The organism is Stenotrophomonas rhizophila (assembly GCF_003751305.1).
Classification (GTDB): Bacteria; Pseudomonadota; Gammaproteobacteria; order Xanthomonadales; family Xanthomonadaceae; genus Stenotrophomonas; species Stenotrophomonas rhizophila_B.
Window position 1 is genome coordinate 1,458,574 of the sequence record NZ_RJKV01000001.1, and the last position, 20,543, is coordinate 1,479,116.

Consider the following 20,543-nt stretch of genomic DNA (forward strand, 5'->3'; position numbering starts at 1 on the left):
AAGGTGCCGCGCGTTTTATCAGGCGCCGATCAGAAGCTGTAGTCCAGCGACACGCCCACCGTACGCGGCTGCATCATCACCGCGTTCCAGCGGCGGTAGTTCTGCGCCGTGCCAGCGGGAATGGTCCTGCCGGCGGCGACGTAGATGTCCTTGTTGGTGAGGTTGGTGATGAAGAACCGCACGGTCGTGTTCTGGCTGCTCACTTCGGCGGTCAGATCGACTGTGGTGTAGCTGGGCAGCTCGAAGGACTGTGCAGACGCCACCGAGGCCTCGCGCTCGCCGTAATAACGCAGCGCGCCGCCGACACTCCAGCCCCAGTCGCCACTGGTGGGGAACTGGTAGTCGGCCTGCAGGCTGCCTGCCCACTCCGGTACCTGCGGCAGCTGCGCGCCGGATTCGGCCTGATTGGCGCCGCCCGGACGCGCCGGCGGAATCGGCGAAGTCAGCTGGGCATCGGTATAGGCCAGGCTGGCACTCAGGCGCAGGCCGTCGACGGGCATCAGCGCGCCGGTGAATTCCACGCCTTGGCTGCGTGCGCTGCCGCCGTTGACGCCATAGGAAATGCCCTGCGGGGTGAGCAGGTTCAGGCGGATGTCATCCCAGTCGATCCGGAACGCAGCCACTTCGATCAGCGCACGACGATCCCAGAAGTGACTTTTCACGCCGGCTTCGTAGTTGATCAACGTATCGGACTTGACCTGCGAAGGCACATCCGGCGCGGCCGGCAGGATGGGGTTCGGGCTGCCGGCACGGTAGCCGGTGGCCACGCGCAGGTAGGCCATGGTGTCCTCGCCCAGGAACAGCCGCGGGCTGGCGCTCCAGGTGGTCACGCTTTCCGACGACTCGGTGACGCGCTGCACGCCGTCGCCACCCAGCGGGCCGCCCAGCGTCTGGCGGAAGACCTGATCGTTGCGCGCATGGCGCACGCCCAAGGCCAGATCGAAGCGATCGGTGAACTTCCAGGTGGTGTTGCCGAACAGCGCCTTCTCTTTATAGCTGGTCAGCACGGAGGCCTTGAACAGATTGAGCACCGGGGCGAACGCCGGGCTCAGTGCGCTGCCATCTTCGATATAGGCCGCGTCCTCATCGGTGTAGAACGCGCCGACCTGCCACTGCAGGCGGCTGTCGCCCTTGGAGGTCAGGCGCAGTTCCTGGGTCCACTTCTTGAGTTCGATGTCGGTGTCGAGCGCGGCGTACGCCATCACCGGGCCCACGCCGGGGCGCTGGCCCAGCAGCGGAATGTACTCGACGGACTGGTCCTGCAGGCGCCACGAGTTGGATTTCATCCAGCTGCTGGCAGAGGTGAAATCCGCCCAGCCCAGATCCCAGTCCACCGTCAGCCCGTAGACGTCGTACTTGATCGTGCTCGGCTGCAGGAACAGATACTCGTTGGCGTAACCCGGCAGCTTCGGCTTGAAGGTGACCGGATCCAGTGCCACGGTTGCGAAATTGTCGCCCTTGTTCTCCTGGCGCATCGCGGTCAGCAGGACGTCCACGGTGTCCGAGGCTTTCCACAGCAGCGAGACGCGACCGGCATTCTGGTGCACATCGTTGGTGTCGCGACGATGCAGGACGGTGTTGTCGATCCAGCCGGGGCTGGTCTGCTCGGCGTAGCTGGCGCGCAGGGCCAGGGTGCCCTTCACCAGCGGCACATTGACCGCCGCGCGCTCGGAGTGCCCGACCCGACCGCCGTCGTCCACCACGCGCATGGTGGCGCCTGCACGGCCAGCGAAGTACTCCAGGTCCGGCCGCTTGGTCACGTATTTGACCACGCCGCCCAGCGCACTCGCGCCGTACAGCGTGCCCTGCGGGCCGCGCAGCACTTCCACGTTCTGTACGTCGTAGGGCAGCAGATCGAACATGCCCGAGGTGGCGCCGGACAGCGAGCCATTGGCGGTCAGCGGCACGTCGTCCACATAGATCGACGTGGCGGCGGTGTTGCCCATCGGGGTAATGCCGCGGATGGAGATCGTCGAGCGGCCCGGCGCGCCCAGGCTGGTGACCTGCAGGCCCGGCACCAGTCCGGCGAGGTCGTTCATGTTGTTGACCTGCAGGCGGTCCAGCTGTTCTTCGCTGATGACGCTGATCGACATCGGGATATCGGTCACCACTTCCACGCGTTTCTGCGCGGTGGCGGTGACCGTGCCCAGGGTATGCACGTCGTCACGATTGGTTTTTTCAGCGGCCACCTGCGCCATGACCGGGGCGCTGCAGCCCAGGGCGAGGATGCCTGCAGCGCAGGCCAGCGACAACGCGTTGATTCGGGGCGAACAGTGACTCATGTGATGAGACCTCGGTAGCGAGCAGGAAGCCCACGGCAATGGGCACGAAGTGCGGCAGTCAGGGCGCCCCGGGGTTCAGGGGCATGCCGGCCTGGCAGTGACGCTCCTGGGAAATGATGGATGCTTATAAGCCCATGTAGGACACAATAGTCCTGTTCAGAGAACTGTCAATCCCGCGTCGCAACATCGACATGAAACTGTGTGCCAGGACGGCTCCCACTCCCACGGTCAGCCGCCCCAGACGGCCTCGTCGCACCAGATCGTGCCGTCCCGATAGACCACGCCGGGCGTGCGGTCCTGCTTGAGGAAGGTCGGGCCATCCAGATCGACCAGGTCGCACAGCTGCCCCACCACGAAGCCCGGCGCAGCGCCCAGGCTGCTGCACACCATGCAGCCGACCATCACGCCCAGCCCAGCTTCCCGCGCCGCGGCGGCGATCAGCAGCGCCTCGGTGAGACCGCCGCATTTGTCCAACTTGATGTTGAACACGTTGAAGCGACCCTTGAGTCCCTCGACGTCCGCCAGCGTCAGCGCGCTTTCGTCTGCGGCCAAGGGAATGGGCGATGCAAACCCGTCCAGATCGGACTCGCGCCCGCGCGCAAGCGGCTGCTCGATGAGGGATACGTCAGCGGCGAGCATGGCGGTCACCAGACGGTCGAGATCGGCGATCTGGTAGCCCTGATTGGCATCCACACCGAGCCACACGTCCGGACGCACTGCGCGGATGGCCTCGACGCGGGCAATGTCCAGATCCAGATCGCCGGTCAATTTTACCTTGATCGAGCGCGCCTGCCGATATCCCACGGCAGCGGCCGCCATGGCCGATGGCGCATCGGCGCCCACGGTGAAGGTCGTCGGCAGCGGTCGCGGCGCCGCGAGTCCGGCAAGCGCCCAGACGGGCCTGCCCGACTGCTTTGATTCCAGCTCCCACAGGGCGGCGTCGACAGCATTGCGGGCACCCCCTGCCGGCAGGATCGAACGCAGTTCCTCGCGCGTGGGGTGTGCCTGGATCGCATCGCGCGCCGCTTCAATCTGGGCGCGCATGCTGTCGAGGTCTTCGCCAAGGTAGTAAACGCCGGTGGCCTCGCCCCGACCGATATGCACGCCGTCATCCAGGGTGACGAGGATGGCCAGCCGGCTGTCGAACACGTGACTGGCAATGCGGAAGGGGGCGGCCAGACGAAGCGCATCCACCGCGATGCCGAGTTTCAGGGGGGCCATCAGGCGTTGACCCCGGTCGCAGCGGGGTCACGACTCAATGGGGGCATTGCCAACAGCGTGATCGAGCACATCTGGTTTCCCTGCCTCAAGGTGAGCATTTCTCACATTGAGACATTAGTTCTCCATCAAGAGAACTGTCAATGGGCGCCGCGGTCGGCGCCCTGCCTGCGCATCAGGGCAACCTCACTCGACGGCGCAGCGGCCGGAGCGAGCGCGGCTGCGATCCGCGAGACATGCTTGTTCCAGTCGAACTTCTGACCTTCCGGCGTCCAGCCCAGCCGCACGATCACCGCATCCTGCGACGGGATAACGGCCACGATCTGGTGGTTGTGGCCCATCGCCATGAAGGCATCGGGTGGAACGTCCTGCAGCACCTTGCGCCCTTCTTCATCTGGCGCCGCCCGGTTCAACCAGAGCTGCGCGCCGTACGAGGGGCGCGGTGATGCGGGGGTGGGGGTCAGGGCGAACGCCAGCCATTGTTTCGACAGCAGGCGCTTGCCACCCGCTTCGCCTTGGTTGAGATGCAGCAGCCCGTAGCGCGCCCAATCGCGAGCCGTGGCGTAGCCATAGGAACTGCCGACCAGCACGCCCGATTCGTCCGGCTCGATCAGCGCGCTGCGCATGCCCGCCGGCTCGAACAGACGGGTCTGCGCAAACCGGGTCATGCCTTCCAGCGTGCCGCCGGTTGCGTCGAAGACAATGCGCGAGAGGATGTTGGTGGTGCCCGAGGAATAGCTCCAGTGCGTGCCGGGGGCGTGTTCAAGCGGCATCGCGGCGGCCAGCGCGGCCATGTCGCCCGCCTCGAACAGCATCTTGATCGACTCGTTGCCTGGCTTGTAACTCTCCACGAAGGTAAGCCCGCTCGACATCGTCAGCAACTGGCGCAGCGTGATGGCGCCCCGCGGGTCGCCCTTGCCCTGCCACTCGGGAACCGGTGCCGGGTCATCCAGCTTAAGCACGCCGTCATCGACCAGCAGGCCGACCAGCGTTCCCATGATGCTCTTGGTGGCTGACCAGCCGAGCATGCGGGTGTCCTGATTGAACCCCGGCGCATAGCGCTCGGCGACGATCGCCCCACCCTGCACCACCACGATCGCCCGGGTGTCCGGGTAGCCGCCCACGTTCTGCTCCGCGAACGCCGCACTCACGGCCGCATCCAGTGCGGCGCGGTCGAGCTTCGTCTCGGCGGCCGCCTGCAGCGCCGGAGCCGGCAGGTCACCCTGCGGCCAGGGTCGTGCCGACAGCTGCCGCAGCGGTGAGAGCCGTGCGGCCTGGGCATCGAGCGTCTTCAGCGGCACATCGCCGGTGGTCAACGTACAGCCGACGGCCGGTCGATGCAGCGCGGTACGCGTGGCCGCGCCAGGCGCTGAAGCGGTGACCGTCCCGGCCTTGCGATCCACCGACAGCGCCACCGCCTTGGTAAATGGCGCCAGCGCGTGGATGTCGTCGCGCAGTACGTCAGCCTCGGCACGGTTGGCCACGAAAATGCCAGCGCAGGCGATCTGTGCGGAGACCGCCGTGCCGAGATCGTCCGCGCTGGTGATCGGTGGTGCGGCCGCGAGTGCCGGCGCGGACGCGGCGAGCGCGAGGGCAAGAAGGCTGCCGCCGGTGGAATATCGGATCATGAATTGTGTCCTGTGGTAGTTGGGGCGCGCATGTGGATCAGCGCGTGCGGCAGGGATGGCGCAGCGCCGAGCCCGCCCGGGCGCCGGTGTGCTTGCCGCCCTCGAAGCTCACCACACCGTTGACGATCACGGTCTCGATGCCGGTCGGCGCGCCGGCGGGTGCGTCCCAGCTCGCCACATCGTCCAACGTGTCCAGATCGAAGAGGACGATATCGGCGCGCATTCCCTCGCGGATCAGCCCGCGATCGCTCAATCCCATCCGCTGTGCGGGCCAGCTCGTCATCTTGCGGACCGCGTCTTCCAGCGTCAGTACCTGGCGTCGCTTCACATACTCGGCGAGGATGCGCGGGAACGTGCCATACGCGCGCGGGTGCGGCAGGCCGATGGCGCCGTCGCTGCCGTAGTTCACCGCCGCGGCGGCATCACTGCCGATGCTGACCCAGGGCTGGCGCAGCGCGAGCTGCACATCCGCTTCGCTGATCATGAAATACAGCGCCACCGCGCGATTGGGCAACCCTTCCAGCGCAATATCCCAGGCGGCATCGGCCGGATCCAGATTCAGCTCGGCACCGATCTCGGCCAGCGTCTTGCCGTGGAAGCGCCGGTACTTCTCACTGAAGCTGTTGGCCAGACGCACGTTCCGGAAACCACCGGATGCGTGCACCAGGTTAGACCAGCCCGGCATCGAACCGGCCGCGACCTCCTTCTTCATGCGCTCGCGCACCTTGGGATCGCGCACGCGCTCGATGCCCTTCTCGAGCCCATCGGCCCAGACCCAGCTCGGCGCGATGATTTCCAGCCCGGTGCCGCCTGCGGTGTACGGATACAGATCGGCGGCTACATCGACCCCGCGGTCGCGCGCGGCATTGATCGTCGCCAGCGCCTGCGGCATCAGCTTGCCCCACTCCGGTGCATAGGCTGCCTTGAGGTGGAAGATCTCCACCTTGACGCCGCCCTTCTCGCCGATCTCGATGGCCTCCTCGATGGCCTTGACCACGCCCTCGCTCTCGTCACGCATATGCGTAGCGTAGAAGCCGTCGCATTGCGCGGCCACTTTGGCCAGCGAGATCAGATCCGAGGTGCTCTGGAAGCTGCTGGGTGCATAGATGAGGGCGCTGGAGATGCCGAACGCGCCGGCCTCCATCGCAGTCTTCACCTGCTCGCCCATGGCGTCCAGCTGCTTCCGCGTCGGCCCACCGGCGGCATCGCCCATGACATGCACGCGGGCCTGGGTGGATGAGTAGTACGTGCCGAAGTTGACCGCGATGCCCTGCGTTTCGAGCTGCTTGAAGTAGCCCGGCATCCCCGCGGCAGGCACCGGCGGTCCGCCCTCGCCGCCGATCAGCGTGGTCACGCCCATCCGCAATTTGTTCTCGGCCGCGCCGTCCTTGAGCAGCGCCGCGCCGGACTGATCCATCATGTCGATGAAGCCCGGCGACACATAGCGCCCCGTCGCGTCGATCTCGCGGGTGCCCTGCCCGGGGACCTGGCCCACCTGGACCACGCGCCCCTCCCTGACGGCCACATCGGCACGAACCCATGGATTGCCGGCACCGTCGAGCACGCGTCCACCGCGGATCACCAGGTCATAGTCGGCGGCGGCCGCGTTGGCGGCAAACAGCATCGATACGCCCGCCCACAGCAGGGTGCGCTTCATCATTGCATCTCCTTGTTGGTGCGCGCCTGCGCACGAACGTCATCCACGACCTCGCGAACCGCATCCACCACGCGATCAGGCTGATCGATCTGGATGTAGTGACCGGAATCGCTCACGATCTGTTGCTGCCCGCGGCTGGACAGGGCGGCCTGCTCGGCATGCAAGGTGCGCCATTCCTGCTTGAACCGGGCGCCCTCCTCTGCCGTCAGCCCCATCTTTTTCAGCTCGTCGGGCTTGAACGGCTTCAACGCGGTCAGCACGATCACCGGGCGGTCGCCAAACGAGGTGACCGCCCGGGCATCGTCCATGGTGCTGTCGAAGCCGTCGAGCTCAGCGGTCGCGCCCGTGACCGAGGCACTGGAGAAGGCGGTGATCTCCGCGGCCTCATCCTTCGGGCGTGGGCCATGATCGGCGCGCGAGAACAGGAAGCGCACCAGGCCGGTCCGGGACAGTGCCGTGGCGGTATGCATCAACAGCGACACCTTCTTCGGGTGGACATCGATGCTCACCACGCTGCCGAGCCGGGCGATCTGATCCGGATGCGAGGGGTCGACCATCACCAGCCCGGCAACCTGCTCGCCGTAGCGCCCCACATAGGTGCGGGTATACGGCCCGCCGATGGAATGGCCGACCAGCACCAGCGGATCGGTGATGCCCGCACCTTTCAACAGGGCGTGCAGGTCATCGGCCACGGCTGACGCACGCTGCGGGGTGTCCTTGGCATCGCTGCGCATGATGCCGGCGCGGTCGTAGGCACAGGCGCGGGTGAAGCGGGCGATCCGGTCGTGCACCCGGGTCCAGTCCATCGTGCCGCCCGTGCCGAGGCCGGACTCGAAGATCACGGTCGGGGTGCCACTGCCGCGACACTCGATATGCATCTGGCGTCCGCCGACATCAACCATCTGGCCGCGCAGTGGATGATCGGTCGCCGCGCTCCGGCGCGCCAAAGCCTCGTAGACCACCCCGATGAGGGTGAGCAGGACCACGACCGCCAGCAGACCGAGCACGATCCACTTCACCCACCGACGAAACCGCCGCCAACCCTTCACTGCTGTCATGTCGTGCTCTCTTGAATGGCGTGCTGAAGCCTGCGTTGGGACGCAAGCGGTTGAGAATCCTGTGACCTGCCTGCCCTGCCAACGCAAACGATCGGGGATGGATTCAGGCCCATATAGGATATAAGCGTCCTATTTGGAGAATTGTCAATGTGCAGTGCGGGCACGGGGCCTGTCCGTGAGCCGCTCCAGAGTGCACGCCGCCGAGCGCCAGACTGCGACAAACCGTCGCAATTGAGCACAAAACGGGCGTTTTCGCCGGGAATCCCGACAACCATGGCTTACCATCGGGCCGGTGCATGCGTCCCTCCTCCACCGCTGGCTTCATGCCTGGGCCTTCCTGGCGATTGCGCTGGTGATCGTCGCGCCCATGGTCAGCCGGGCATTGGCGCCGGTGACCGCGCCCGTCATTGAAGCCTCGCCTGCACCCCATCCCCATGCGGCGCATCACGCCATGACGGATGCCGACGCGCACGCGGGCCATCACGCGCATCACGATAAGGATCAGGGCGAGGCCCGCCCCGCTGCCGAAGCGCCTGCCGATCCGCACGCCAACCATGACATGGGCGTGGACTGCGAGTACTGCCTGATCGCGGCCCGTCTCATCAGCCTGCTCGTGGCGCTGCTCCTGCTGCTGACGCAGTGGCCGGCCGTGTTTCGATCGCTGTCAGGTCTGGTCGAGCGTCGTCGCGCTCCCGCTCAAGGCACCCTCGGCGCCCGCGGCCCACCTGTTCTGGTCTGCTGATCCGGCAAGTATCCGGTGCAGCCTTGCTGCGCCCTGCCGGCTCGTGCCCAACGCTCTGCGCCATCCGGCCCGTCGGCCGGACCTTGTCCCTGCCCCGGTCACGCTGACCGCGGCATCGAATGCTGTGGACCATGACACCTTCTTTTTCGTATCGACCTTTGGCCAAGGCCATCACGGCCGTGCTTGCCGCTGCCCTTCTTCTTCCCGCCACCGTCGCTGCCCAGAACGGTACCGTGCTGACCCTGGGCACCGTGCAGGCGCGTTCGGCCGCCGAGCGCGAGCTGTCGGCCCGCTCGGTATTCACCTCGGTGGATCTCATCGGCGGCGATGTCCTTCAACCGCAGAAGGTCGACCATAGCTGGGAGCTGCTGATGAATGCCCCGGGCGTGCAGGTCACCCAGTTCAAGATGGGCACCGACGCCGGCCGCTTTTCCTTCCGGGGTTTCAACGGCGAGGGCCGCATCAACGCGGTCAAGCTGCTGATCGACGGTATTCCGAGCAATGACAATTCGGGCGGTATGCCCTACCTGGATGCGGTGTTTCCGCTGGACATCGTCGCGCTCGAGATCGTGCGCGGCACCAACGATGCCCGCTACGGGCTGCATGCGATTGCCGGTGACGTGAATGTGTTGACCCGCCAGGGTGGCAATGACGGCCAGCTGAGCATCACCGCCGGCAGCTTTGGCACGCAGGATGTGCAGTTGGCCAAAGGGTTCGAAAGCGGCGCCTGGTCACAGAACTATTTCGTCGGCTGGCGCACGTCCGACGGCGAGCGCGACCATGCCAATGGCACGCAGCGCAGCTTCGCCGGCAAGTGGTTCTACACCGACCCTGACGGCCGGTGGCGCGCAGGGCTGACCAGCCGCTACTACAAGAACGCCGCACTGGAAGCCGGCTACCTCAGCTATCCGGAGGTGCAGGCCAATCCGACGCAATCGCCGGCCTACGCACGCGATGACCGCAGTGAGCGCGAGACGGTCCAGACCGCAGTGCACATCGATGGCGCACTGGGCAGCGACTGGAGCTGGAACGCCAAGGCCTACCAGAACGACTATCGCAACCAGCGCTGGGTGACGTTCACCGCGGGAGGCGCTCAACAGGAACGTTTCAACGATGAGACCCATCGCGGCCTGCTCTTGAACACCACCTGGCGCCCGGACTCGCGGCTGGCCGAGTTCGTCCTCGATGCCGGCGTGGATGGGCAGTGGCAGGACAACACGGCCCGCCGCTACAGGACCGTCGCGCGCGAGCGCCAGGCGACCCTGCGCGATTGGGACTACACCCTCGATACCCGGGGTGCCTACGTGCAGGCGGTGATCAGGCCGATGGACGCGCTGAAGATCGTGCCCGCCTACCGGGTCGATCGCATGTATGGCGACTTCCACAATGGGGCGACCGGCCTGCGCGCACCGGTGTACGACTATGGCCTGATCAAACAACCCAAGCTGAGTGTGTCCTACGATCTCAGCCCGACCACGGTTGCGTACGCCAACTGGGGGCGAACGTTCCAGATCGGCAGCGGCAATGGCGCGTATCGAACGCAGCTGAACGATCTTGCTCCGTCCCTCAACGAAGGCTGGGAGGCCGGGATGAAATGGGCGCCTGTGCAGGGGCTGCAGACCCGCATCGCGTACTGGGAGCAGCGGGCCAGCGATGAGGTCGCCACCGTCCTGGGCGTCAATGGCGTGGTCGGGGCCAATGAGGTCGGCAACGTGGGCCAGACGCTGCGCCGCGGTTGGGACGCCCAGCTGACGTGGCAGGCCAGCGCACAGTGGCGCGCCTGGGCCGCGTACTCGCGGCAGAAGGCGGTGATCCAGGTGCCGGACCCCAGTGCGCCGCAGACCCGCGGGCGGCAGATCGAGAACGTGCCGAACTGGCTGGCCAGCGCGGGTGTGGACTACGCCCCGACGGCCGACTGGGCCTTCAGCGCCTGGGGCAATGGCCAGGGCGACTACTTCGTGGAAAGGACCAACACGCTGGGACGCTACGGCGGCTATGCACTGTTGAACCTGAGCGCCACGTATCGGCTGGACGCGCGCAACAGCCTGGCCCTGCAGTTGAAAAATGCGACAGATCGTTTCTACGTGTATGCCTGGTACGACAGCGGTTCCTCGGGTTACTCACCCGGTGACGGCCGGGCGCTGTACCTGAGCTGGACCCGGGAGCTCTGACATGCCAACCCCTGCTACCCCGCGTGCATCGGATCGCTGGCGTTTCTACCGCGCGGTGTGGCGGTGGCACTTCTATGCCGGCCTGTTCGTGCTGCCCTTCATCGCCTGGCTGGCGCTGACTGGCGCGGTATACGTCTACCAGAAGCCGATCGATCGCTGGATCCATCACGATCTGAAGGTAGTGCAGAACGCAGCGGTGCCACCCTCGCCTGCCAGCGCCCAGCTGGCGGGCGTCAACGCCGTCAGTCACGGGGAGATCTTCCGTTACACCACGCCGGAGTACGCCGACGGCAGCATCGAGATCGGCGTACAGGAGGCCGACGGTCGACGGGAGGTCTACTACGTCGACCCGGGCACCGCGCAGGTGCTCGGGCACCTGCCGGACAAGGGAACGTTCTCGGGCGTGGTGCGGCAGCTGCATAGCCTCGATCTGCTCGGTGATTACGCCAGTGCCCTGATCGAGATCGCCGCCGGCTGGGCCATCCTTCTGGTAGCGACCGGCGTTTACCTGTGGTGGCCGCGCGGACAGACCGGTGGGATCACTACGGTTCGCGGGCAGCCGCGACAGCGGCTGTTCTGGCGCGACCTGCATGCGGTGACCGGCGTCTGGGTGGGCGGTGTGCTCGTGTTCCTGGCCATGACCGGCATGCCGTGGTCGGTGGTCTGGGGCAACCAGGTCAATGCCTGGGCGAACGGTCACGACTATGGTTACCCGGCCGGGGTGCGTGTGGACGTGCCGATGTCCGCGCATCGGCTTGCCGACACCACCACGCCAGCGTGGTCGATGGAGCAGGCACAGCTGCCGGTCTCGGCGGTGCCGCATGTCCAGCACGCCGCTGCCGATGACGGGCATGCCGCACATGGTGGCGGCCCACTCGGGGACCTGTCGCCGCAGCCCGGCGCGCTCGGCATCGACGCGGCCATGCGCCGGTTCAACGCACTCGGCCTAGCGCCGGGTTACAGCATCGCGCTGCCGCGTGGGCCCATGGGTGTCTACACCGCCTCGGTCTATCCGGAGGATCTGTCGCGTCAGCGGGTGGTGCATCTGGATCAGTACAGCGGCCGGGTTCTGCTGGACATGGGCTACGCCGATTACGGTGCGCTCGGGCGAGGACTGGAATGGGGCATCAATGTCCATCTCGGCAACGAGTACGGCACGGTCAACCGTGTGGTGCTGATCGTCGCGTGCGCAGCGATCCTTCTGCTCTGCCTCAGCGGTGCTGTGATGTGGTGGAAGCGGCGCCCCATCGGTGGGATCGGCGTGCCGCCACTGCCGAGGCATGGGCGAAGCGTGGCCGGTGTCTTCGTGCTGCTGTGCATCGGTGGCGTGGTGTTCCCGCTGGTGGGCCTGTCGCTGTTGGTCGTGGGTGTTCTGGACTACCTCGCCACCCGTGGCTGGCGCGCGACATGAATCACGCGGTTGGCCGTGCCCAGCTCACTCCGTGAGCGCGAATGCGCGCCGCCACTCGCGCGGGCTGACCTGGAATGCCCGGTTGAAGCTCTGGCGGAACGATACCGCCGAGCGGAAGCCGGATTGCTCCGCCACTTGATCGATCGACAGCGAGGTGGATTCAAGCAGGTCCTTGGCCCTGCGCAGGCGCTCGGCATCCAGCCAGCCGCCGACCGTCATGCCGGTCGCCTTGAGGAAGCGACGGGTAAACGTCCGCCGGCTCATGGCCACCTTTTCGGCGAGTTCATCCAATGAATGGTCCCGCTGCAGGTCTTCGCGCATGTAGTCGAGCAACCGGCTCAACAGTGCATCCTGCGGCGATGCCGGCATCGGCTGGTCGATGTATTGGGACTGGCCGCCCTCGCGATGGGGAGGCAGCACCATGATGCGGGCGATTCTGTTGGCATGGCGCGCGCCACAGAGTTTGCGAACCAGATACATGCAGCAGTCCAATGCCGCACCGGTGCCGGCCGACGTCACGATTCGGTCTTCGTCGACGTACAGGGCATTCATGTCCAGGCTGACGTCTGGGAAACGCCCGTGGAAATCGGCCTCGGCCAGCCAGTGCGTTGCGGCCACGTGCCCGTCCAGCAATCCTGCATAGGCCAGCGCATAGGCGCCATAGCAGAGACCGACGACATGCGCACCCCGGCGATGTGCTGCGATCAGCCGGTCGGTCAGGCCCGCGCTCGGGGCGAGGTGCAGATCCGCCCACCCCGGGACGATCACTACATCTGCCTGGTCAAGCAGTTCCAGCCCCCCGTGGGGCGTTACACCCACCTGCCCGCCCGATAAGATGACGTCCGGGCGTTCTGCGGCGATGCGCAGGTGGAACAAGGTCTGACCCTCCGGCTGGATGTCGAAGATCATCAGCGGCACGGACAGATGGAACGCGCTGACGCCCTCGGGCGCCAGCACAACGACCTGCAGCGGCGTGGCCGCAGGGGGGTATGAACGGTCGCTGGCCATGGCCCGATTCCATCGATGTTGGTCTCTCAGGCCAGTATTCACAGGTTCGCGCGCGCGTCAATCTGGGCGTCATCCGCTCACCCTGAGAGAAACGCATGAAACTCCTGTCCCTCGCACTTGCCACGGTGTTGGCCCTGGGTATCCAGGCCAGCGCACACGCCGCAAGCCCGGCATCCACGACCACCTCGATCCAGCAGATCCGCAATGCCACGGCCAAGATCACCTATGGCGACACCGTGCTGCTGGTGGACCCGATGCTGGCCGCCAAGGGTGCCTATCCAGGCTTCCCGGACACGTATCGCAGCGAGCTGCGCAACCCGACCGTCGAACTCCCCTTCGATGTGGGCCAGGTGCTCAAGGACGTGGATGCCGTCCTGCTGACCCACACCCACCTCGACCACTGGGACCCCGCCGCGGAGACGCTGATCCCGAGGCAGACGCCGATGTTCGTCCAGCATGAAGCGGACGCGGCCCTGCTTCGCGGCAAGGGGTTCGCTGACGTCCGCATCCTGCCCGCGCACGTCACTTTCGACGGCGTGACGATTTCGCGCGTCGCCGCACAGCACGGTTCGGCGGCCATGTTCCAGGTGGAGCCGCTGGCGATGATGCTCGGCAGTGTGACCGGCTTCGTGTTCCAGAAGAGCGGTGAGCCCACCATCTACCTTGCTGGCGACACTGTGTGGACCGGTGACGTACGGGACGCGATCAAGCGGTATGCGCCGGATGTCATCGTGCTCAACACGGGCGATGCACGGGTCAAGGGCTTCGATACCGGCATCATCATGGGCGTGGAGGACACCTCGCGTGTCCATGCGTTGGCGCCGTCGGCGAAGATCGTCGCCGTCCACATGGATGCGGTGAATCACATGACCGTCTCCCGTGCGGACCTGCGCCGCTACGTCCGTGAGAACGCACTCCAGGACAGCGTGCTGATTCCTGAAGATGGCGAAACCCTGAACTTCTGAAGGAGCACACCATGAAAACTGCACTGATCGTGGTCGACATCCAGAACGACTACTTCGCGGGCGGCCGCTTCCCGCTGGAAAAGAGCGAACAGGCCTTGGCTGCAGCGTTGCACGCGATCGCGCAGGCCAGGCAGGCCGGTGAGCTGGTCGTGGGCATCCAGCACATCGCACCGAGCGATGGTCCGTTCATGGCCGCAGGAACCCAGGGCGCGGAACTGCATCCGGCCATTGCCGAGGCGCTGGAGGGCTGTCCAGTGATCGAGAAGCATCAGGCCGACAGCTTCCTCGGCACTGCGCTGGGCGAAACACTCGCCGCCCGGAACGTCTCGGCCATTCGACTGGTCGGGATGATGACCCAGCACTGCATCACGCATACGGCACTGTCGCCGGAGGCGGCGGGCGTTGACGTCACGATCATTGGTGCGGGCTGCGCTGCGCCGACCGCGATGATCAGTGGCATCGCGCTCTCCGGATTGGCCGGGCGCTGCAAGGTGGTGTGACCCGCAGGAGCTGCCCGCGTGAAGACTCGTGCTTCACGCGGCGCACACTACCCTCTTGCCGTCACACCCCATGGAGCTGCCCCTCGTGAGCCGGCATTGGCCGCCAACGCGCGCGTTAAAAGGACTTACCTGTTTTTCCCTGATTCTATTGAGTGGCGCGGCCATCGCCCAGCCCGCACCGGACGGCGCCGCGGTCCCCGCCTTGGATTGGCAGCAGTCCCAGCAGCGGCTGGAGCAGGTGTCCGATGCCCTGGCCGCGGCGGATGCGTCGGTGCGCAACAAGCAGGACCTGCAGGACGCCACGCGTCTGCTGCGTCTTCCAGAGATCACCGGTGAAGTGCGCCGGCTGCAGTTCCAGAAGACCCTCACCCTGCCCCTGGGCTCCTTGACGCCGGTCGCTGAGGCGTTCGGCATCGACTCGCCGTTGCAGTTCACCGAGCGCGATTGGCGCACCCGCCCGGTGGTCACGGCGGTGTTGCCGCTGTACACCGGTGGCTTGATCCCGGCGGCCCAACAGGCCGCAGCAGGCGCGACCGACCAGGCCAGCGCCGAGCGCGAGTCGCAGCGTCAGTCGCTGAGCGTGCAGCTGGTCCAGGCCTACTTCGGCCAGCGTCTCGCCGAGCAGGCCGTGGACGTGCGCCGCGAGGTGCGCGATGGGCTGCAGCAACACCTCGACGATGCCCTGAAACTGGAACGCGAAGGCTTTGCCACCCGCGCCCAGCGCCTGCAGGCCAACGTCGCCCGCGACAAGGCCGAGCGCGAGTACCAGAAATCCCTGAATGCTCTGCAGACGCTGAAAGCCGCATTGGCCACCCTGCTCCGCAGCGGTGGCGACGTCCGCCCGCTGTCACCCTTGTTTGTGCATCGCGCGCCGATCGGTGCCCTGCCCACCTTCGAACGCGATGCACAGGCCCGGCAGCCCCAGATTGCCCGGCTCCGCGCCCTGGTGGCCCAGGCCGAGCAAGGCGTGCGCGTGCAGCAGGCCAAGCTGAAACCCACCGTGTTCCTGTTCGGCCAGTACGATTTCCGCCGTCGCGACGAAATGTTGACCGACCCGGACTGGGCGTTCGGCATCGGCCTGAAGTACACCTTCCTGTCGCCCACCTCGCGCCCCGCCCAGATCAGCGCCGCCCGCGCGCAGCAGGATCAGGCCGAAGCCGGCCTGCGTGAAGCCGAGAACCAGGTGACGCTGGGCGTGCGCAAGGCCTGGTACGAACTGGATACCGCCCGCCAACAATTCCTGCTGCTGGACAGCAGCATCGAACAGAACCGCGAAAACCTGCGCCTGCAGGAGCTGGCCTTCCGCGAAGGCCAGGCCACCTCGCTGGATGTCATCGATGCACGCCTGGGGCTGGGCGGCGCGCAGGTCGAACGCGCGCAGGCCGCGTATCAATACGACGTGGCGCTGGCACAACTGCTGGAGATCAGTGGACAGATGGACCGATATGAAGAGTTCCGCCGCCGCGGCGACGAGGTGATCGCGCATGAATGACACACTGCAGGCACCGGCCGACGCGCCGCCGCCGAAAAAACGCAAGGTCGGCATCCTCATCGGGCTGGTGCTGGCGATCGTGGTGGTGGTCGGGCTGTGGCTGGCCTGGCGCACCCCGGCCGAACAGCTGCAGGGCATGGCCGACGCCGACACCATCAACGTGGCCGCGAAGATCACCGCGCGGCTGGCCGAGCTGAAGGTGCGCGAGGGCGACCGGGTCACCGCCGGCCAGGTGCTGTTCGTGCTGGACAGTCCCGAAGTGGCGGCCAAGGAGCAGCAGGCCCAAGGCGCGCTCGAGGCAGCGCGGGCGGTGGCCGACAAGGCCGACGAAGGGGCACGCAGCGAGGACATCCGTGCCGCGCAGGCCAATTGGAAACGCGCCGAGGCGGGCGCCACCCTGGCCGATGCCACGTATCAGCGCGTGCAGAACCTGTTCAACGAAGGCGTGATGACGCGGCAGAAACGTGACGAAGCCTTGGCCCAGGCGCGCAGTTCGCGCGAGCTCTCCAACGCCGCGCGGGCGCAGTACGACCAGGCGCTGGCCGGCGCGCGCGATCAGGACAAGCGCGCCGCGCAGGGCCAGGTCCGCCAGGCGCAGGGTGCCGTGGCCGAGGTGGATGCGGCCCGCGACGAGATCAACGGCCGCGCGCCCATGGCTGGCGAGATCAACAAACGCATGTCGGATATCGGCGAGCTGGTGCCGGCCGGCTACCCGGTCTTCACTCTGGTCGACATCGACCACATGTGGGTGTCGGTGAACCTGCGCGAATCGCAGATGCGGGGCCTGAAGGTCGGTACCCGCCTGCGCGGCAACGTGCCCGCACTGGATCGTGACGCCGAATTCGAGGTGTATTTCATCAATCCCGCCGGTGACTACGCCACGTGGCGTGCCACCCGACAATCCTCCGGCTATGACGTGCGCAGCTTCGAGATCCGGCTGCGCCCGGTCGCCCCGGTCGAAGGCTTCCGGCCCGGGATGAGCGTGTTGTTCGGGTGGCCGCAGGGATGAGCCGGCCGGTGTGGGCGAGCGCTGCGGCCTCGTTCCAGCGCGAGCTTCAGCACCTGCGCCGCGATCGTGCCGATCTGCTGCTGATCACGCTGCTGCCCGCCGTGATGCTGGGGCTGATGGCATGGTTGTTTGCCGCCTCGGTGATGCGCGATATCCCCATCGCCATGGTCGACCTGGACCGCAGTGCCGAAAGCCGGCAGCTGGCCCGCATGCTCGATGCCAGCCCCGGCGTGAGCGTGGCCAGCCAGCCGTCCAGCCTAGCCGAGGCGCAATCGCAGCTTCGCCGGTTGGACGTCTTTGCGGTCGTACTGGTGCCTCGCGATGCCACCCGGCAGGCACTGCGCGGCGAACAGGGCACGGTGTTCGCGTACTACAACGCCACCTACCTCACCACCGGCCAATCCGCGGTGCGCGATATCGTCGAGGCGGTCAGCGCCTGGAACGCGCGCCTGCTGGGCGAGCGCATCGGCAAGCAGGTGGGCCCGACCAAGCTGCGCGCGCCGCCGATCGCCGTGCAGTCGGACATTCTGCACAACCCCGCGCGCAGCTATGAGTTGTTCCTGTTGCCCTTGCTGTTCCCGGCGATCCTCTCCCTGGGGCTGGCACTGGCGGTTGCAGCCAGCCTGGGCCGTGAGGTCCGCGATGGGCACCTGCGCGACTGGCTGGGCGACACCCCGTGGTCGGCAATCACCGGCAAAGTCGTGCCGTACGTCCTGCTGTTCTCGATCTACGGTGCGCTCGGGGTGCTTTACCTTGCCCTGCTGCGTGGCGATGGCATCGCCGGCAGTGCCCTGCTGCTGATGCTGGGGCAACCGGTGTTCTACCTGGCCTGCGCGGCGGTGGCCCTGCTGTTTGTCGGGCTCACCCGGGACATGGGCACGTCACTCTCGGCGATCGGCCTGAGCATCGGCACCGCGCTGGCGTTTTCCGGCGCCACCTTCCCGGTGGTCGATGCGCCGCTGTTCACCCGTGTCTGGAATCTCCTGCTGCCGCTGACCGCCTACGTGAAGCTGCAGACCCAGCAGCAGTTCGTGGGCGCGCCGTGGGGTGTCTCACTCTGGCCACTGGGGACGCTGCTGCTGATGGTGCTGGTGGCCGGTGGCATCGGTGGCTGGCGGTTGATCGCTGCCGCGCGCAGCGCCGATCCGGTGCTGCCGGGTGCACCGCGCGAGACCCGCGCATGAACCGCTTCGTCGACAGCCTGCGCCTGACCCTGCGCACCGTACTCACCGATCGGTATGCGGTCGTGCTGATGGTCGGCGCGGTGGTGCTGTACTCGTTCTTCTACCCGGCGGCCTACCGCCATCAGGTGGCCAGCAATCTGCCCATCGTGGTGGTCGACCACGACCAGAGTGCGACCAGCCGTGAACTGCTGCGCCGGGTGGACGCGCTGCACACGGTACGCATTGTTGATCAGCCGGCCAGCATCGACCAGGCACGCCATGTGCTGGAAACCGGCAAGGCCGAAGGCATTCTGCTGATCCCGGCCAACCTTGAACGCGACATTCTGCGCGGCAGCCACGGCTACCTGGTGTTGATGGGCAACGGTGCCTACCTCGGCCGCGCCAGTTGGGTGCTCGGCGGCGTGGCCGAGGCACTGACCGCGTTCGCGCGCGAGGCGGCCGTGTCCCAGGCGGCGTTCATGGGGGCACCGCAGGCACCGCCGATCACGTTGGTGCAGCGCCCGCTGTTCAATACGCAGGAAGGTTACGGCAGCGCCATCGTGCCCGGCGTGGCGGAGCTGATCGTGCATCAGACGCTGCTGATGGGCATCGGCGTACTGCTCGGCGCGCGACGCTTGGCGTTGGGCCGGCGCCTGCGCTTTGACATGCCTACACTGGCCGGCATGGCGGTGGGCTTCGGTGCCATCGGCCTGCTCGGGCTGCTGTATTACGCCGGTTTCACCGCGTGGGTGCAGGACTACCCGCGCGGTGGCAATCCGCTCGGACAGTTGCTGGGCGGCACGTTGTTCATCGCCGCCACGGTGGCGTTCGGGCTGTTCATTGGCAGCTTTTTCGCGACCCGCGAACGTGCCTTCCAGGTGGTCGTCGCCTGCTCCATCCCGCTGTTCTTCCTGGCCAACCTGTCCTGGCCGGCGGTCACCTCCCCGCCCGTGCTGGTGGCCCTGGCCCACCTGCTGCCGACCACGCCCGGCATCAACCTGATGGTGCGGTTGAATCAGATGGATGCCAGCCTGGGTGAAGTCAGCCACGAGCTCTGGACCCTGCTCGCGCTGCTGGCGCTTTACGGTGGTCTGGCGATATGGCGGCTGGGCGCACGCAGGCCGAACTGACCTTGAGCCTCGCTGGTGGCCCAGCGCTGCTAGATGAGCACCTGCCGGGTGCTGCGAAGAAACTGATGGATCTCCTTCTCCACCGATTCATCCAGCATGTAGACCGGCCGCTGGCCGTTGGGGCAGCGCAGGCTGGGGGTCGTCCCGAACATGCGGCAGATCAAGGGGCGTTCTTCGTACACCTCACAGCCCTGCTTGCCGAGATAGGGACAGCTCAGGTCCGCCAGCGCGGCAGCGTGCTCGGCATCGCTCTTGACCGGCAGCCGCGCCACTTCCTCACTTGAGGCGGTGACCGGGCCACAACAGTCCGTACACCCCACGATGCAGCGGAAGGTCGGGATCTGCTCGCGCAGCCGCTGGATCGCGTCGCGGGTGGTGTATGGCATTGCGATGGCCCTGGAACGGCGTCGGCGGTGTGCCATTTTAACGCGTTGGCGCAGTGTTCACGCCGACAGGGTCGGTGGGCCGGCTTGCGGCCACCTGAACGCCGCGGGCGCGCCGCTTGAATCTGTGGCGGACAGACGCATTGAACCAGAGCGCCCGCGGTTGGGCGCTCTCAGGAGAAATGCATGCCGCACCATGAAAAGGTCGCCCTCGCCGGCGTCATCGAACACGTGTTCGCGCACCGCTTCACCCTGATCTGCAACGATCAGGCGTATCTGGCAGACCTCGGCCCCAAAGGGGCAGAGGCGTTTGCGCTCAAGGAAGGCGTTGCCGTCAGGCTGGAAGGGGAACAGCGTCCGTCGGAAATCAAAGTGGCCCGTATCGCCAGGAAGGGCGGCAGCTTTGTAGAGGTGGAGCACAAGAAGCCGCATCACGGCCCCAAGCATCGTCACCCGGAGGGGTCGGCGGATCCTCGTGTCGCCGTGGCCGCAGTGAAGAAGGATGGCTGGACGCCAACCGGCGAGCCCGCGCGCAAGCCCAAGCACTTCGAAGTGCTCGCACGCCGTAAGGGTGGCGAGTGGACCGAGCTCCATGTGGACTTCTCGGGTGTGATCTACAAAGAGAAGCACGCCGACCCGGAGAAGTGGGGGCTGTAAAACCCGGTCGGTCTGAAGCACATGGTACCCAGAGCCCTGGAGATTCCGGGGCTCTTCTGCGTGTGGCGC

At 66.6% G+C, this 20,543-nt stretch carries 17 protein-coding genes; 10 read left to right on the forward strand and 7 right to left on the reverse strand.

Features of this window, described 5'->3' with window-relative positions:
• Positions 1 to 29: 29 nt before the first annotated feature.
• The 5 genes from EDF74_RS06580 to EDF74_RS06600 all read right to left on the reverse strand — a co-directional run bounded on the left by EDF74_RS06580 (position 30) and on the right by EDF74_RS06600 (position 7,843).
• Entirely contained in the window at positions 30 to 2,282 is a 2,253-nt protein-coding gene (locus EDF74_RS06580) for a TonB-dependent receptor (protein WP_123729309.1), read from the reverse strand.
• A gap of 228 nt (positions 2,283 to 2,510) precedes the next feature.
• On the reverse strand, positions 2,511 to 3,503 hold the full coding sequence (locus EDF74_RS06585; RefSeq protein ID WP_123729310.1) for a dipeptide epimerase: 993 nt from the start codon (positions 3,501 to 3,503) through the stop codon (positions 2,511 to 2,513).
• Between the two features lie 137 nt (positions 3,504 to 3,640).
• Entirely contained in the window at positions 3,641 to 5,128 is a 1,488-nt protein-coding gene (locus tag EDF74_RS06590) for a serine hydrolase domain-containing protein (RefSeq protein ID WP_123729311.1), read from the reverse strand.
• A 37-nt stretch (positions 5,129 to 5,165) separates the two neighbouring features.
• On the reverse strand, positions 5,166 to 6,785 hold the full coding sequence (locus EDF74_RS06595) for an N-acyl-D-amino-acid deacylase family protein (RefSeq protein ID WP_123729312.1): 1,620 nt from the start codon (positions 6,783 to 6,785) through the stop codon (positions 5,166 to 5,168).
• Positions 6,785 to 7,843 carry an alpha/beta fold hydrolase gene (locus EDF74_RS06600; protein WP_123729313.1) on the reverse strand — a complete coding sequence of 353 codons (1,059 nt, stop codon included), beginning with the start codon at positions 7,841 to 7,843 and terminating at the stop codon, positions 6,785 to 6,787. Before EDF74_RS06600 ends, EDF74_RS06595 begins: the two co-directional genes overlap by 1 nt.
• Before the next feature lie 343 nt (positions 7,844 to 8,186).
• Here EDF74_RS06600 and EDF74_RS06605 point away from each other — a divergent pair, with 343 nt between their 5' ends.
• From EDF74_RS06605 to EDF74_RS06615, 3 genes are all read left to right on the forward strand, one after another.
• Positions 8,187 to 8,585: a DUF2946 domain-containing protein gene (locus EDF74_RS06605; protein ID WP_123729739.1), complete on the forward strand. Its 399-nt coding sequence runs from the start codon at positions 8,187 to 8,189 to the stop codon at positions 8,583 to 8,585.
• 131 nt (positions 8,586 to 8,716) lie between these two features.
• A complete protein-coding gene (locus EDF74_RS06610) occupies positions 8,717 to 10,756 on the forward strand; it encodes a TonB-dependent receptor (protein ID WP_123729740.1) in 2,040 nt (679 codons plus the stop codon).
• A gap of 1 nt (position 10,757) precedes the next feature.
• On the forward strand, positions 10,758 to 12,167 hold the full coding sequence (locus EDF74_RS06615; RefSeq protein WP_123729314.1) for a PepSY-associated TM helix domain-containing protein: 1,410 nt from the start codon (positions 10,758 to 10,760) through the stop codon (positions 12,165 to 12,167).
• A 24-nt stretch (positions 12,168 to 12,191) separates the two neighbouring features.
• Here the strand turns inward: EDF74_RS06615 and EDF74_RS06620 are convergent, their stop codons facing one another.
• Positions 12,192 to 13,175, reverse strand: coding sequence for a GlxA family transcriptional regulator (locus EDF74_RS06620; protein ID WP_123729315.1), 984 nt, complete (start codon positions 13,173 to 13,175; stop codon positions 12,192 to 12,194).
• 95 nt (positions 13,176 to 13,270) lie between these two features.
• On the opposite strand from EDF74_RS06620, the gene EDF74_RS06625 reads away from it, so the two are divergent.
• The 6 genes from EDF74_RS06625 to EDF74_RS06650 all read left to right on the forward strand — a co-directional run bounded on the left by EDF74_RS06625 (position 13,271) and on the right by EDF74_RS06650 (position 19,434).
• Positions 13,271 to 14,140 (forward strand): MBL fold metallo-hydrolase, encoded by an 870-nt coding sequence (locus tag EDF74_RS06625; protein WP_184997095.1) that lies wholly within the window; start codon positions 13,271 to 13,273, stop codon positions 14,138 to 14,140.
• Positions 14,141 to 14,151: 11 nt separating this feature from the next.
• Entirely contained in the window at positions 14,152 to 14,640 is a 489-nt protein-coding gene (locus tag EDF74_RS06630) for an isochorismatase family protein (protein WP_123729316.1), read from the forward strand.
• A 70-nt stretch (positions 14,641 to 14,710) separates the two neighbouring features.
• Positions 14,711 to 16,132 carry a TolC family protein gene (locus EDF74_RS06635; RefSeq protein ID WP_260232196.1) on the forward strand — a complete coding sequence of 474 codons (1,422 nt, stop codon included), beginning with the start codon at positions 14,711 to 14,713 and terminating at the stop codon, positions 16,130 to 16,132.
• Positions 16,125 to 17,141 carry an HlyD family secretion protein gene (locus EDF74_RS06640; RefSeq protein WP_123729317.1) on the forward strand — a complete coding sequence of 339 codons (1,017 nt, stop codon included), beginning with the start codon at positions 16,125 to 16,127 and terminating at the stop codon, positions 17,139 to 17,141. The genes EDF74_RS06635 and EDF74_RS06640 overlap by 8 nt, the downstream gene beginning before the upstream one ends.
• Positions 17,138 to 18,325 carry an ABC transporter permease gene (locus EDF74_RS06645; protein WP_123729318.1) on the forward strand — a complete coding sequence of 396 codons (1,188 nt, stop codon included), beginning with the start codon at positions 17,138 to 17,140 and terminating at the stop codon, positions 18,323 to 18,325. The genes EDF74_RS06640 and EDF74_RS06645 overlap by 4 nt, the downstream gene beginning before the upstream one ends.
• Positions 18,322 to 19,434 carry an ABC transporter permease gene (locus EDF74_RS06650; protein WP_123729319.1) on the forward strand — a complete coding sequence of 371 codons (1,113 nt, stop codon included), beginning with the start codon at positions 18,322 to 18,324 and terminating at the stop codon, positions 19,432 to 19,434. The genes EDF74_RS06645 and EDF74_RS06650 overlap by 4 nt, the downstream gene beginning before the upstream one ends.
• Before the next feature lie 29 nt (positions 19,435 to 19,463).
• On the opposite strand, the gene EDF74_RS06655 is transcribed toward EDF74_RS06650, so the two are convergent.
• A complete protein-coding gene (locus EDF74_RS06655; RefSeq protein WP_123729320.1) occupies positions 19,464 to 19,820 on the reverse strand; it encodes a YkgJ family cysteine cluster protein in 357 nt (118 codons plus the stop codon).
• A gap of 183 nt (positions 19,821 to 20,003) precedes the next feature.
• On the opposite strand from EDF74_RS06655, the gene EDF74_RS06660 reads away from it, so the two are divergent.
• On the forward strand, positions 20,004 to 20,474 hold the full coding sequence (locus tag EDF74_RS06660; RefSeq protein WP_123729321.1) for a hypothetical protein: 471 nt from the start codon (positions 20,004 to 20,006) through the stop codon (positions 20,472 to 20,474).
• The last annotated feature ends 69 nt before the right edge of the window (positions 20,475 to 20,543 follow it).